This window comes from Baaleninema simplex PCC 7105, assembly GCF_000332355.1.
Classification (GTDB): domain Bacteria; phylum Cyanobacteriota; class Cyanobacteriia; order Cyanobacteriales; family Geitlerinemataceae; genus Baaleninema; species Baaleninema simplex.
This window is the reverse complement of the sequence record NZ_KB235958.1, coordinates 2,076,892-2,090,772: the sequence shown is the minus strand read 5'-3', so window position 1 is coordinate 2,090,772 and position 13,881 is coordinate 2,076,892. Positions and strand designations below refer to the sequence as shown.

Sequence of the window (13,881 nt, the reverse complement as noted above, 5' to 3'; positions counted from 1 at the left end):
TGAAAAACCAAAAAGACTTAAAAGAAGAGGGATTGGAAAAATTAGAGGCCGTTTTAAAAACAGTCAAAAACGTTTACGAAAAGCTTATCAGCTTAAAGAGGATTTTAGAGAAATTTATGAAACAACTCAAGACCCAGAGAGCGGAAAAAATAAATTTAAAGAATGGTTGTGTAAAGCACAGAGTATTTATGGTGATGCTGTCAAGACAATTCGCAATCATCTTAACACAATATGTAATTATTTCTTGAGCCGAACAACCAATGGTGTTATGGAGGGTATTAATAATCGTCTTAAACTGATAAAGCGTCAAGCTTATGGCTTTATAAATTTTGAAAATATGCGAATGCGCTTTCTGTCTTGCTTTACTTAATAAGTTTTTCTTATCACCTTGTTTTGCGAAGACCCTTTTCGCTTTTAAGGTTCCGCTAATTTTCCAGCGTGTTTCGATTTCCCGTGCCATGATTTATGCCACCTCCTTAGATTGTACTTTTTCTAAGTCACGTTTGTGACCCCGAATCATGGCATCCACCAAAGTCCGAACAGCTTCCGCCCATAAATCTGCTTTCAGTTTGGTTTCGCCATTATCGGTAACAGTTAACTCGGTCAAAACTGCATCGAGTTCTAGGATTTGCCAAATCCGATTGAAGTCCGTCACGAGGGTTTGAATATTGTTGAGACTTGTTCCCGGCCATTTCTCTTCCCGGTTTTTAACCTCCTGAATCGCATCAATCCACTGAGTTACGGAATTAGGGGCTTTTCGCGCCGTCAATTTCCCCATCACCGATCGCAAGCCTCCAAGTTGACTCATGGGTGGCTGACTGTCTTTACCAGTAATGTGAATCCCAAGGACTTCTCGCCGTTTTTGAGCATCCGCAGCGATGGCGACGGCTTTGTTTTGAATGGCTTCTCGCCATGCGGCTGTTTCGATTGTCCGCGCGTAGTCAAACACTGAACTGGACACCTGCTTGGTATTTCCTGAATTGGAGGATTTGGACAAAATGAGAGAATCGGCTTTAGAGTTTTTCGGTGTTTTACTCGTCCGTTTAAAACTCGAAAGTTGTTGAGTCAAGAGCGGGTCGTTAAACAAAATCTGTCCGTACCCTTCCGCTCGGCGATCGCCAATTCCTTTGGCTTCAAGTTCGGCAAGCTTTTCGGGGTCGATCGAGCCTCCTGTCACGTTGTAAACCATGCAACTCCCGGCTTGCCAACCCACCATCGACGGACGAGGTAAACCCCAACGAACCTGCCAGGATTCCGTTCGCCGCTGACGTAGCATCATTGATAACAATCCGTCGCTTTTACATTCTTGGAGTGTGACACCTAGCTCGCTGGCTAAGGCGTTTTTAAAATCGTCAGGATTGACAGTCGGATTGAGGCGATCGCCCCGCATCAAAACATCGGAAACAAACCATACATAAAGTTTTGAATCACTGGCTGCTGTTTGTTGAATAGATTGGGGATACTCAACTTGAATGGATATCGCGCCGTACTGGTCTTTTTTAGACTGACCGATGCGAGTTTTGCCTTTTAGTTTATCGAACCATTGTCCATCTTGATTGTCGAGATGTTGTTTGACACTGGCAGGAATCCTCAACTCGGCTCGAAATGTCATTCCGGCGGGAATCGCTTCGTAACTGTAGATTCCACCGACATCACGAGTTGGACGTTGAACTTCATCTTGAATCGTGTTGTGGGTGTACAACTCAAAATCAACCTTCTCGTATTTTGGTAGTTCGGAATTGTTAAATTGACCGAGATAACCGACACGTTCGCCTTTGAGTTGAATATCATCGGGTTCGCGTTCTTGAAAGCGATTGTAAACCTTTTTGCCTTTACTTAAACCCCCATCGAGTTTTTCTCCAAACAAGCAAAATGGCGTTGGACGACCTGCCACTCCATCTATTTCAATGGTGGCATTAGTGATGACGAGATTGTTCTGGGCGATCGCCTGACTGACATCGAGTTTGTCTCCGAGTTTTTTGTGCAGGTGACGCAACAAATAACGACCGGGAATGTAATCTAGACATTCGACAATGTTACCGACGGTTCGAGCAGGTAAAACTAGAGGGGATTTCGTTTCAATTTTGAGCGAAATTCGATACCAGTTTTCTGTTGACTTTAAGTCAGATGTTTCTTTGGTATCCTGAGATTTTTCGGAGTTACAATCAGAAGGTTTTTCTGTATCGGTATGATTTTCAGTTAAATCAGAAAGCTGTCTTATATTGGTACGATTGTCTCGGAACCATTTCAGCCAAGCTTGCTCTTTTCCATCAACTTTAATTTCACAGGTTCCAACTCCTCGGCGGCGTTTTCCGCCTAGTCGATCGACCATTTTCGCTCCGGCTATAAGCAGAGCGTAACAAACTTGTTGAACTGTTTGCAGTTTTGCTGGATCTGTGATGGATGTCGTTTCAGAGAAGTTGAGTTCAAACTCTGCGCTTAACTCGGCATCCATACGAACCACTTCTTCAAAGCGGAGAAAGTCTGGTTTCGCCGAACCTGTTTTGGCGTCAATGGAAACACCGGGTTTAATGAATGCGATCGCCTGTTGCAGTTTGGGTTTTTCCCGCAACGCCTCGCGCAAAGTTTCATCGAGATAAGCCGATCGAATCGACAGGGAAGCGGGACGAGGTTCGTCTTCGATCGCCTCTTTCGCCAAAGCAGGCTGATCGCCAAACATAAAATTTACCCAGTCGTTCCAGGTTCCTGTTGTACTTCCATCTAACGCCTGGGCGACTTGTTCGCAGCCATCGCGCAAAATACCCGTCAAGGTTTTCGCGGGAATGTAGGGTAAACCGTCAGCATCTCGTTGCACGATACTATCAATTTCACCTCGCCCCGAGCCAGAGCCAACGTGCCAATCACTCTTCATCGCGATCGTCAAAGTGCAGTTTTGAGGTACGGTTAGGGGTGTGTTACTCATTTGGCGTTCTCCGTTCTACTGTTGCGAGGGATGGGTTTGCTTGTTTTTCAAAAAGTCTTGGGCATCGAGAGCATCGAGAAATGACGTGATGTAAATCGTTTCTGTGCGATCGTCTTTTTCTCGAGTGGTTTCATAGAAAAGTGAGTTCTGACTTTCTGCAAAATCCTCGAAGTGATATCGCTGTCGAATTAGCGCGTATTGAGCGTCTGCTTCTTCTTTACTGACAAACAACGCAGTTCGGAGGGCGTGGCTTTGACTGCTGGAAATGGGCGGAAGATTTTTGGTTTTAGCTTCCTGATTTTCAGGATTTTCCAATTCCTCATGCTTGAGCCAAGTCACTCGATCGCTCAACCGTTCCCACTTATGTTGTTCTGCCCACTCTTTACCCTTTGCTGAACTGAGATTGTTCATGTCAGTGACAAGGTAGGGGCGATTGTAGAGCAAAGTATTTGAATCCGGTTCGAGTTTCTTGCGAATGCTTTCGAGTTCGATGCCGCTGGTGTCATAGAGAATGTGGAAATCGATCGCCGAACAGGGAAATGGCGTTTGATTCTTATCGGTGGAATCCGGTGTGAGAACTTTGCGTTTCACATCTTTGGCAGATTTAATTAACTTTTCCGCCAGTTCGTAAGCCACTGAAAAGGGGAAATGTCGCTTGACAATGGAAATTCCCGCGCACGCAGAAAGACGTTTCACCTTGAAGGCTTTTTCGGCGACTTCAGCAATGTGTGATTTGTCTTGAGTTTGCGTTTCAAATTCCTGTAAGAAAACTCGTGTGAACTCGAGAGCATATTGCCCGTCGCATACCACCGTCAAATCATCACCACCGACAATTAACGGCACGAGAGGCAAGTTATCCTTTTTGGACGGCAATACGCCAATTGCCTTTTTGAAGGCTTCTTCAGTACATTCATCCAGTTCGAGAGAGAATTTTCGATACTTGTGAATATAAGCGCGATTGCTTTTATCGTCGCCGATGTAGTCTTCAAAATTTAGGAAAATCTGCCCTAACCCATTGCCATCAGCATGAACGATCGCCAGCCAAGACATTTCATCTTGCTCAAACTGTTTTTCCAGCTTGTTGATGTCTTGTATGAGCCGAGCGTCCAGGGTTTGCAAACGCTTGATTGCTCTTTTAGAGGCTTCCCGTTTGACCTCACTTACCTTGGAAATTGGAACGAGCTGGTTGTCGGGGTTTGTATCCAGTTTGGAAGCGGGTAAACCGCTCACGGCACAGTCTGCAATAATGGGAAGGCGAAGAAAGCGCGATTCGGGAGACGGACGGCGCGATCGCGTTTTTTCAAAACGTTTGTGAACGGCGCGAATTCCATCGGCAAGACTATTATTTTGAGACCAATTGTTTATCGATTTAAATACGCCTGCAATGTCCAATCCAGGGGCTTCGACTAGGGCTTTTTTTGTGACGCGGCTGATGATAGCCTGTGCGTTCTCTTTAGTTTTCGTTAATATCAAAGCTTTGCCTGACGTGGCGATGATAATTTCAGCCTCGCACTCCGGTTGTTCGATAGGTGGGTTTTTCTTGGGATTGCAAAGTAGTTGGCGAATTAATTTCGTATTGTTCCAATCAACTTTTTCTGAAAGAATTTCAGGATTCACATCAGAAACCGCTTGAATCACCCATTTTGTTCCTGCCGTGTAAGTCAAGCCAGAAGCTCCAATATTTTCTTTCAACTTGTTCGTTGAGAAAATATAGTTTTGATTGCCAGATGTTTCGATGAGTACCAAGTAATACGCTTGTTTTGTCATATCGATCGCTCCGTTGAGAATCAATGCCTAAAAATCACGAAAACACACGACGCTACATCGCTTCTGCGACGCTCGATCGCACCGAAGCAACAAGCCTCAAAAAAAATCTTTACCAGTCCAGACAACGCAGTCCGCTCCAGCGCCAGAACTGCTCGGTGGGTCGTGTCGAAAAAAATGCCTGGATCTATTTTTCTCAAGATATCAAATTTCAACAGCCCTAAAGTTAGAAAAATCAATTTTTTAATCTTTTCTTCACTCCATATCTGAAAACTGTAACGTTTTCCAAAAAATTACTTCCATTTGTAAAAGAAGCTCGTCCTTTCAACTCATGTGTGCTAACTCCTCGAAGGCAACAACGCCATTATACGATCGCCCTAGAAGAAGCACCTTCCAACTAGCCCTCATCCCCCACATACCAGCGATACGCCTGCAAAATCTCCGATCGCATCTCCTGGCGAATCTCCCACGGTAACAACACCTCCCCAAACGGATGCCAAGCTCGCAGGCGCATCCGCACGTTCGTATCCCCCTCCCGCACATAAACCCGATAATACGCATCCTCGGGCGATCGCTCTCGCCACACCGCCAACAACAACTCCCGCCGTTCCCCCGCCGCGTACTTCCCAATCAACCGCCCCACCTCCGCATAACTCACCGGCTCAAACGTCTCGTGACGAAACGTCCCCGCCACATACCCGTCGTGAAACCCGCGATCGAACCGCAACACCATCAATCGAGGTTTCAAATAAAAATCAAACCCCCACGCCGCTTCCATTTCCTCGCGAATCACGTCCGGCGTCGGTAACTGTCGCTCCCGATACCGCTCCCGCAACCCCTGCGGAACCGATTCGTCTTCCCAGTCAATTTCCTGTAAATCCCGCACCCGATCGAGCCGAAAATTGTACCACTGACCGCAACGATCCGGCGTTTCCCCAAAACCACACAAATAAATCGCCCGACGCACGTAATAACAACACACCGGATACACCACACAGCGCACCGCAACCCCCAACCGCGAACTGTTATACGTCAACCGCACCGGCGGAACCCCCGCACGACCCCACAATTTTTCTAACTTATCTTGCCAATCTTCCACCCGATCGATGTTACGATCGCGCACGATATAATCCACCTCAAAGAAAAATCGCTGCACCCCCGCAATCGGCTTAGAAAACCGTTGCGCCACCGCCCCCAAATCCAAATTCACCAACGCCAACGGCAACTCCTCGGGTGTCAACCGCCGTTCCTCCCCCTGCAAACCCATCGGAAACACCGACACCCGCTCGAACATCCGTCCTCGCCGTCGCAACCATCCCAACTCCACCAACAGCCGAAAATCGTCGAAGAGCGATCGCCGTGTCACCCCAAACAACCGCCGCTCCAACACCGCCGCCAACTGTTCCTCCTCCAATCCCGCATGCTGACACAACCGTTGTCTCCACTCTGGCGTCAACCAAGGTTGCAACCATTGCGCCGCCGGTTTCGCACAAGCACAGTGGCGATCGTGCAACGCCGGAACCGCTTCCCCCGTCGGATGCGTTTCCGTAAAAAACTCATCTCGCCATTGCACGTAACTAAACCGCTCTGGTAACGCCGCCCCTTCACGACCGTACAACCAACGCAACTCCACCCACAACCGCATCGCACGCGACAAATGCTGCGCCAACGCTCCTCGCGTCAACCCTTGCAGAAACTCGGCCGACGGCGAAAACTCAAAACGCGATCGCTTCATCGTTGCCTCTTCCATCTTGCCTCTCTCCTCCCGTCTCGGAAGGTGCTAGTTCCATACAGGTCTTACAATACTCTCGTTATCGCCTGTCTTCGATCGTCAACCCCAGAACCCGCCATGACGCCTATCAAACTGCGCCTCATTTCCCACCAAACCCGCGACGGCTACCCTTACCAACACTTACACGTTCGCATTGCCACCGAAGACGGCATCATCACCCCCGCCGATCTCAAAAATCTAACCTTACCCGCTGGCATCGACTTCAGACAGGGTATCGCCATCGAAGGCAAAGCCCCCATTTGGCTGTACGGCTACCTCGTCCACGAATGCCACCCCGCCGCTTGGGTGGGGTGCTACGACCCCCGTTTGGGCATCGTCGTCGTCTCCAGCCACACCCATCAAGTGCGCGTCAGCCAAGTTCTCGACATCGAACTCCCCGAAGCGGACACCCCATAACGGCAATGCAACCCGAAATTCAACTGCAACTTATCCAACTTAAAGGCAGCAGTCGCGACTATCAAGCGATCGCCATCAACACGCGCCCCCTCAAACGCCTGATGTCTCCGAGCGCGTTGTTATCGTGGAAAGTTCCGCCACAACTCGATTTCAGTCAGGGCGTCGTGCTGTACGGAAACGCTCCCAACTGGTTTTACAACCACGCCTTGTTGCAATTGCAAGATGCGCCGTGGGTGGGGTTTTACGACTTGCGATCGCGATCGGTCGTCGTCGTGCGTTCTCGCCAAACTGGAATTGCACCCGGCGACACCTTGCCGATTTTTCACAACCGCGAACCGGGCATCGCTCTGCTCGTCGGCGGACCGCCCAACAGTGGAAAAAGCGTGTTAGCGAACGCCTTGCGCGTAGCCGTCACGCGATCGCGCCCCGACTTACAAGTCTACTTGCACCGCGCCAATTGGGACGGCGAAGGTAACTACAGTTACGAAAGTCAAAATCGACAAGTTGGGGTCTTCGCAAAACAAGGTGATAAGAAAAACTTATTAAGTAAAGCAAGACAGAAAGCGCATTCGCATATTTTCAAAATTTATAAAGCCATAAGCTTGACGCTTTATCAGTTTAAGACGATTATTAATACCCTCCATAACACCATTGGTTGTTCGGCTCAAGAAATAATTACATATTGTGTTAAGATGATTGCGAATTGTCTTGACAGCATCACCATAAATACTCTGTGCTTTACACAACCATTCTTTAAATTTATTTTTTCCGCTCTCTGGGTCTTGAGTTGTTTCATAAATTTCTCTAAAATCCTCTTTAAGCTGATAAGCTTTTCGTAAACGTTTTGACTGTTTTAAAACGGCCTCTAATTTTTCCAATCCCTCTTCTTTTAAGTCTTTTTGGTTTTTCAGCAATAACCATTTTGCTCCTTTGATTTTGATTTTAAACTTCACCTGCTTTCGGATTTTATTTAGATTGTCATTCACCGCTTTCATAACGTGAAATCTATCGACGACAATTTGGGCATTGGGAAACACTTTTTCGATAAGCTTTGGAAATCCTCCCCACATATCTACACTGACTTCTTCGACTGCCTCTCTGACCTCTAACGGTTGCTGTAGAAGAACTTCAGCGATTTCTTCTTGTTGGTGAGAGTCGATGACTTCTATCAATTCTCCTTTCTCTAAATCGCTCACTACCGTCACAAATTTTTTGTGACCTTTATGTTTTGCTATCTCGTCCAAACCCAACCTTTTTACTTGTCCCCAATTTACTTTTTTTTTGCGTTCGTATACCTGTTGATGAATTCCATTTACCTGATGCCAAGACAAGTCTTCTTCTCTTTTAACTTGCTCGACGCTACTAGCGATTACTCGCTCGTAAATATATTCTTCGTACCGCCTAGTAAACCTTCGACCAGTTTCAATAAAGTCTAGTTCTTCTGTAAAGTATTGTTGGCATTTTTTACAGTAAAACTGACGCCGTGGTATTTGCAAATATACGAGTTGACCCGAAATGGGCAAGTCTCGAACTCTAACGGTTCGTGTTTGGTTAAGTTCGCCCGTCTTTTTGCCACAATGAGGACAGGCAACTTCCTCTTCTCTAAAGCCTAGCTGCAAAAATATTGCTTCGCGTTCCCTGACCACGCTTCTCACTCTTACTTTGGGTAAGTTGATTAAGTCTTCTACAAAAAAGTTCATCTTTAGATCCGCCTGCATTTGTTTTCTATTATACTATTATCACCTCAAACTCCGAAGACCCCAAGTTGTCAACCGTTTGAAACAAAAAAACAAATATAAAATTCCCGATTTGCCCAACGCCGACGAAGTTCTCAACTCGTACTTTCAAGAACGAGCCAAAGATACCCACAACATTCGCCAAATTATCGATCTAACCCTCGTCGATATCGGTGGCGTTCCCGATCCCGTCAAACTTCCCGTCGTGCGATCGTGCAGCCACTCCCTCATTATCAGCAGCAACCCCCAAGCCGTACCGTCGTGGCAAGAACTCTGTCGCGACCTCGCGCCCCTCGCCGTCGTTCACAGCGTCCGAGAAAAACGGTGCGACCTTTTGCAAACCTCGCCCTATCTCGAACTGGTTGCCGGACCTTGGGAACGCGATCGCCCCCCTGCCGTTCCTCAAACCTTACTCGATCGCCTTTTAAAACTCATGTAAACGATCGAAAAAAACAAGCTTGAAACGAGCGCGATCACTTCGCTGATTTCTCGAAAATTACATTCCAAATCAGTGTATCCCACGTTGGCGATCGCAACCTTCCCCCTCCTTCCCGTGAGTTCGGGGAAGTGTCGCAGGTGGAGACGTGCCACGAAATTGAAATGTCCCCAAAACTCAAAACCTATTTCCTTGCACGCCCCCAACCCACAGCTTAAAATCGAACTAGAAAGCCAACACCTCCCACCGTTCCCCTCCCCCCAATGAAAAAAGCAGTATATTGGCTCATGGGCGACACTGCCGGACGAGTCACGGTAAATATCTGGAATTGGTTGTGGGGATTACCACCAGAAGACGAACGCCGCACCGCCGACCCTTTGCAAAGTGCCGAAACATCTCTCAAGGCAATGCAGGCGTCCGTCCGACAACTGGCCGAAGCGGTCTCAGCCCAAGTCGCAGCCTACCAAAAAGCCGCACTGAAATACGAAGAGAAAGTCGGACAAGCCAAACAGTACGAACGACAAGCGATCGCCGCCCGTCAAAACGGAGACGAAAGCACCGCCCGCCTCGCCATGGCCAAAGCCATCCAACTCGAGCAACTGCTGCCCCAACTCGAAGAACGAGTTCGCCAAGCCGAAGTCTTTGTCAAAGCCTCCCAAGACCGATTGAATCGAGAGCGAATCGATCTCGAAGCCTACAAAGCCGACATGGAACACATGAAGGACATGGCAGAAATGAGTCAAGCCCTCGACGCGATCGCTCGTGTCAACAGCCAACTCAACATCGACTCCGCGCGATCGCAATTCGACCGTGCCAAAGACACCATCGAACAACGACACCTCGAAGAACAAGCCCTCGCCGAAGTCCGCGACCTTTCCAGCGATAATATGGCAGAAGACTGGGAAACCCTCACCCTCGACGACGAGATCGATCGACGGTTGCAACAATCGAAACGTCCCCCACACCAGCAGTAAAGGATCGTGACTCAACCCCGCAGCGGCCCGCCTCCCATCATTTTTATTCTGATATTTCTGCTCCTCGCCGGAGGAGGATATTGGTGGTTCTTCAAACGCCCGTCCGCACCGTCTGGCGTCACCACCGCCCCAGCCCAGCAAGCCCCAAACGCCGCACCCGATCGAGTCACAACTGCCCCGCCTCCCCCACCGACGCCGAACGCGTTCTCACCTCCGACGACCGTTCCCAGCGGAACCACCGTCACGATCGACGGTTCGACGAGTATGGTGTCTCTCAACGAAAACCTGAAAACCGCCTTTCAAGCCCAATTCCCCGGAACCACCGTCGCCACCCGTGCCACCGGGTCCGATAACGGCATCCAAGCCCTCCTCAACGGACAAGCCGATCTCGCCGCCGTATCCCGTCCCCTCACGCCCCAAGAACAAAACCAGGGATTAGTCGCCGTTCCCGTAGCCAACGACGCGATCGCCCTCGTCGTCGGCGTGGGCAACCCCTTCGGTCAAGGACTCAGCCAACAAAACGTCGTGGGCATTTTCACCGGACAAATGACCAACTGGTCGCAAATCGGCGGTCCCGACAACCCGATTCGCGTCATCAACCGTCCCCCCGAAAGCGGAACGCGCCAAGCCTTTCAAGAACTGGTTCTCCAGGGGGGCAATTTCGGCAACACCCCCAACATTACGACGATGGAACGAGACGCTACCACACCCATGTTGCGGGAGTTAGGAGACGACGGCATCGGCTACGCCACCGCCGCCCAAATCTTCAACCAAAGTACCGTTCGCGTCGTGGCGATCGACGGCTTGACCCCAGCCGCCGCCCAATATCCCTACAAACGCACGCTGTACTACGCGTACCAAAACCCACCGACGCCCAACGTGTCAGCCTTTCTCGGGTTCGTTGCCTCTCCCCCAGGACAACAGGCGATCGCCACCGCCGGACGCTGACGCCTCGGGCAGACCGAACCCGTACCGCATAATACTTATCAACCGTTCACTGTCAACTCTCAATCGCCAATGTTGAACGCTACCGAACTCACGATCGATCGCTTTGTCTCACAACTTCGTGACGGCTACCGACGCACCTATGGCGGATTGAACCCCGACTACGAAGATATCATCGCCTGGGCGGGTGGCATGGCACTCGAAAACATCGCCAACAGCGACGCCCTCTATCACAACGTCGAACATACCGTTCTCGTCACCCTCGTCGGTCAAGAAATCCTACGAGGCAGACATATCCGTCAAGGCGGCGTCTCCTGCGACGACTGGTTGCACTGCATTATTTCCCTCGTCTGTCACGACATCGGTTACGTTAAGGGCGTCTGTCGTCAAGACCGACCCGGTCTCTACGCCACCGGTCGAGACGGCGTCTTCGTCTGCTTGCCGCCTGGGGCTTCGGATGCCAGTCTGACCCCGTACCACGTCGATCGTGGCAAACTCTTTGTTGACGAACGGTTTGGCGGTCACAAACTCATCGATGCCGAAACCATCAAACGGAACATCGAACTGACGCGATTTCCCGTTCCCTCTCTCGACGACCACCAAGACACCATTCACTACCCCGGCTTAGTGCGGGCGGCCGACCTGATCGGACAACTCAGCGATCCGCGATACCTCAAAAAAATCTCGGCCTTGTTCTACGAATTCGAGGAAACCGGAACGAATAAAGCATTAGGCTATAAAAAACCCGGACACTTACGCCGAGGCTACCCCAAATTTTACTGGAACGGCGTCTATCCTTACATCAAAAACGCCTTGCGATATCTCGAACTGACCCAACAAGGCAAACAAATCTTAGCCAACTTATACTCCAACGTTTTCATCGTCGAACACGAACAACTCGAAGCCTCTTAAACCTGCGTTGCAAAGCACCTCTCTCAGCCGTCCGATGCTGCATACCATATTTTGATGTTATTGTCAACCAAATTTTAAAGAACGCAGACAAACCATCGGTCAAATATGGAGACGAGCGGATAGGGTCGATCCAGAATCCGTTTTCGATAAGTTGGGTTGCAAGAAGTCTTCACCACATCCCCCCTTAGCCCCCCCAAAGGAGAGGGGAGTTGACATCCTCTCCCAGCAACCCTATCGGGTATGCAGGGAGATTCCCGGGTTCACACCAAGGATTTCCTGCTTCTCAACCTCTTGACTAGACTTGAACTCAGATAACTTCAAGTCCCCGCCAGAACGATTCCACAGGCTTTTTGTTTTACGTCCACTTGGTGCCCCCAAGCCGGACGGATCTGATTTTTGGTTTTGGGCTTTATGCTCTATACAGGAGGACACGGGTGGCGAACTCGGTTCGCCACCGTGAGATGTCCGTGTTGCCAGTGTCTTAACCGTTACTTCTGGGCTGCCTACTGGATGAGCTATCCGTATGTTTTCAGCGTGTTACCACCTTATCAATTATATTTGATGGCTCGTTTCGGCGCTATCCCCTTCTCTCGCTATCGCATTGTTCAGGGGACGCACCTCAACTCACCGCCGCTTCACCACCCCCTAACCGCTTCGCGGTATAGGCGGAGTACTGCGACGGATCTTGATAGGGAGGCTTGTCGGGTCGATCGAAACCCGTATTTTAGTCCTCGACTCCGCTCGGACTCAACGCTTCGACTCCGCTCAGCGTTGAGATTCGCATTCCGTATGACGTCTGACGGACAGTCCCCTCTCGAATCGACCGAATAGCGGAACCCAGTATACTGAGACAGTACGTCTGTATCCTTGCGCCGATGAATTGGTGGCAAAAATTTAAAACCAATCCCCTAGCTCGTTTGGGGGTGTCGATTCTCGCGATATTTTACGCGATCGCGATCGGGGCGGGATTTTTCGCACCCTACCATCCCGTCAACAACGTTCAAAAAGAAGGCTCTCTCCTCCCGCCGACCCCGATTCACTGGACGAATCCAGACGGAGAATTTATCGGACCGTACGTCTATCCCGTTCGACAAGGGCCGACCGACTTAGAAAGCGGAAAGCGAGAGTTAATCGTCGATCGCACCCAACCGTCACCGATTCGCCCGTTCGTCAAAGGATACGACTATCGTTTGTTCGGAATTATCCCCGCCAACATCCACCTGTTCGGAACCGTCGGCGAAGGTCAGATAAACCTCCTCGGAACCGACGAACAGGGACGCGATCAGTTTAGCCGTTTGGTTTTCGGCGGACAAATCAGCCTGTTTATCGGCTTAGTCGGGATTGCCATCTCGTTTCCCATCGGACTGATCGTCGGTGGAATTTCGGGTTATTTCGGAGGTTGGGTCGATACAGCCTTGATGCGCTTAGTGGAAGTCTTGATGACGATTCCCGGCATTTACCTGCTCGTAGCGCTCGCATCGGTATTAGACCCCGGATTGTCGAGTGCCAAACGATTTTTACTGATCGTCACGATTATTTCGTTTATTCGTTGGGCGGGATTGGCGCGGGTGATTCGCGGCCAAGTCCTCTCGATTAAAGAAACCGAATTCGTGCAGGCGGCGCGAGCGATGGGTGCAAATCCGTTTTACATCATCGTGCGTCACGTTCTCCCCCAGACGGCCACCTATACGATCGTGGCGGCGACCCTGGCGATTCCGGGTTTTATCGTAGCGGAATCCGTCTTGAGTTTGATCGGGTTGGGCATTCAGCAACCCGATGCGTCTTGGGGAAATCTCCTCGCCAGTGCGACGAACGCCTCGATTTTGGTCTTTCAACCCTGGTTAGTCTGGCCGCCTGCATTGTTGGTCGTGTTAACCGTTTTGTCCTTCAACCTCATCGGTGACGGCTTGCGGGATGCCCTCGATCCGAGAAGCCTTCGTTAATCGATCGTCGATCGGAAATCCCCTCATCCCCCTAAGTGGTGCAGAAAACTTTTCGAGATC

11 protein-coding genes and 1 pseudogene are annotated in these 13,881 nt (G+C 49.9%); 8 read left to right on the top strand and 4 right to left on the bottom strand.

Annotation, left to right across the window (positions count from 1 at the left end; genetic code table 11):
• A partial coding sequence (locus GEI7105_RS30100; protein WP_144053916.1) for a transposase occupies window positions 1-370 on the top strand: 370 nt, incomplete at its 5' end.
• 93 nt (window positions 371-463) lie between these two features.
• Here GEI7105_RS30100 and GEI7105_RS0111385 read toward each other — a convergent pair.
• The 3 genes from GEI7105_RS0111385 to GEI7105_RS0111370 form a co-directional block, all read right to left on the bottom strand.
• Window positions 464-2,923: an RAMP superfamily CRISPR-associated protein gene (locus GEI7105_RS0111385; protein ID WP_026097594.1), complete on the bottom strand. Its 2,460-nt coding sequence runs from the start codon at window positions 2,921-2,923 to the stop codon at window positions 464-466.
• A gap of 15 nt (window positions 2,924-2,938) precedes the next feature.
• Window positions 2,939-4,690, bottom strand: a complete 1,752-nt coding sequence (locus GEI7105_RS0111380) for a Cas10/Cmr2 second palm domain-containing protein (protein WP_017660586.1) — start codon at window positions 4,688-4,690, stop codon at window positions 2,939-2,941.
• Between the two features lie 394 nt (window positions 4,691-5,084).
• Complete coding sequence (locus GEI7105_RS0111370) at window positions 5,085-6,437, bottom strand: TIGR03985 family CRISPR-associated protein (RefSeq protein ID WP_017660584.1); 1,353 nt, start codon at window positions 6,435-6,437, stop codon at window positions 5,085-5,087.
• A gap of 99 nt (window positions 6,438-6,536) precedes the next feature.
• Between GEI7105_RS0111370 and crn3 the strand changes: the two genes are divergently transcribed.
• Together crn3 and GEI7105_RS41020 are read left to right on the top strand one after the other, a co-directional pair.
• On the top strand, window positions 6,537-6,875 hold the full coding sequence (gene crn3 / locus GEI7105_RS0111365) for a CRISPR-associated ring nuclease Crn3/Csx3 (protein WP_026097592.1): 339 nt from the start codon (window positions 6,537-6,539) through the stop codon (window positions 6,873-6,875).
• 5 nt (window positions 6,876-6,880) lie between these two features.
• Window positions 6,881-7,129: pseudogene (locus GEI7105_RS41020) on the top strand (CRISPR-associated protein Csx3); the annotation flags it as partial.
• A 288-nt stretch (window positions 7,130-7,417) separates the two neighbouring features.
• Here the strand turns inward: GEI7105_RS41020 and GEI7105_RS34800 are convergent.
• On the bottom strand, window positions 7,418-8,575 hold the full coding sequence (locus tag GEI7105_RS34800) for an ISL3 family transposase (RefSeq protein WP_026097647.1): 1,158 nt from the start codon (window positions 8,573-8,575) through the stop codon (window positions 7,418-7,420).
• 76 nt (window positions 8,576-8,651) lie between these two features.
• Between GEI7105_RS34800 and GEI7105_RS30090 the strand changes: the two genes are divergently transcribed.
• The 5 genes from GEI7105_RS30090 (at window position 8,652) to GEI7105_RS0111330 (ending at window position 13,821) form a co-directional block, all read left to right on the top strand.
• The gene (locus tag GEI7105_RS30090; protein WP_026097591.1) at window positions 8,652-9,050 is read left to right on the top strand and encodes a hypothetical protein; all 399 of its coding nucleotides are present in this window, start codon (window positions 8,652-8,654) and stop codon (window positions 9,048-9,050) included.
• A 260-nt stretch (window positions 9,051-9,310) separates the two neighbouring features.
• Window positions 9,311-10,021 (top strand): PspA/IM30 family protein, encoded by a 711-nt coding sequence (locus tag GEI7105_RS0111345; protein ID WP_017660582.1) that lies wholly within the window; start codon window positions 9,311-9,313, stop codon window positions 10,019-10,021.
• A gap of 6 nt (window positions 10,022-10,027) precedes the next feature.
• Window positions 10,028-10,969 carry a phosphate ABC transporter substrate-binding protein gene (locus GEI7105_RS0111340; protein WP_017660581.1) on the top strand — a complete coding sequence of 314 codons (942 nt, stop codon included), beginning with the start codon at window positions 10,028-10,030 and terminating at the stop codon, window positions 10,967-10,969.
• 69 nt (window positions 10,970-11,038) lie between these two features.
• A complete protein-coding gene (locus tag GEI7105_RS0111335) occupies window positions 11,039-11,878 on the top strand; it encodes an Npun_R2479 family HD domain-containing metalloprotein (RefSeq protein WP_017660580.1) in 840 nt (279 codons plus the stop codon).
• Between the two features lie 875 nt (window positions 11,879-12,753).
• Window positions 12,754-13,821: an ABC transporter permease gene (locus GEI7105_RS0111330; protein WP_017660579.1), complete on the top strand. Its 1,068-nt coding sequence runs from the start codon at window positions 12,754-12,756 to the stop codon at window positions 13,819-13,821.
• Window positions 13,822-13,881 lie beyond the last annotated feature (60 nt).